Consider the following 783-nt stretch of genomic DNA (forward strand, 5'->3'; position numbering starts at 1 on the left):
ATGATCGGGAGGAAACGGCTCTACCAGCTTTTCAAAAAACTTATACATAAATAGTGGTGTTGGATCGGTATATTTGTATATGAAAACCAATAACTTACTTTAATATTGAGGCCATTTCTTTTATCGAGGTACGGGTGAAAGCCTGAAAGTCGTTATCGAGTATGTGTCTGTGATAATGTCTGCTAATCTTAAAAATAGAACAATGTATCAATGTAAGTTTCACAGCCTCAAGTATACCGCTTTTTTCGAGATATGGCTTTGTATCAATGAAGAATGGAGTTCAATAGACAATGAGTGATCAAACTAGCGAGAGCCAATGCATCGACATGGACAAGCTAACAGAAACTTTTATGAACAATATGGATATTGTTAAGCAGGTATTGTCCTCTTTCAAAGGTAGCTTTGTGACGTTTGAAGAAGAGTTTCTAAATGCTCAGCAGCAGGGCGATACAGAGTTAATGTCACGCCTTGCTCACGGCTTGAAAGGCAGTGCCGGGAATATCAGAGCGTCATCTCTATCGGCGAAGGCTGCTGATCTTCAGCATAAAATAGATCTAGGTGAAGCTCCGGGTTTACTTGCGGAAGAGGTAATCTCTGGCTTAGCTGCTTTGATTTGTGAGATTGATGCTGTCACGACAGGGTAGGTCATTTTGAAAAACTTGCTAGATCAATGGAAGGACGCTGAAGCCTGGCTTTTAGCCTCACCAAAGCCCTCAATGAATCCCCTTATGTCTTTGCTTCGGGACGCCCTTCGAATTCTTTATGTTGTGATCCGTGATATCG

At 41.4% G+C, this 783-nt stretch carries 1 protein-coding gene; it reads left to right on the plus strand.

The window, feature by feature from the left end; all coding sequences use genetic code 11:
* Positions 1 to 290: 290 nt before the first annotated feature.
* Positions 291 to 644: an Hpt domain-containing protein gene (locus tag A3766_RS07085; protein WP_068508113.1), complete on the plus strand. Its 354-nt coding sequence runs from the start codon at positions 291 to 293 to the stop codon at positions 642 to 644.
* The last annotated feature ends 139 nt before the right edge of the window (positions 645 to 783 follow it).

It is taken from the genome of Oleiphilus sp. HI0132, from assembly GCF_001635845.1.

Bases quoted from the DNA above. Each gene is read 5' to 3' on its own strand.
- A3766_RS07085 (WP_068508113.1), top strand. From the start codon at position 291: ATGAGTGATCAAACTAGCGAGAGCCAATGCATCGACATGGACAAGCTA.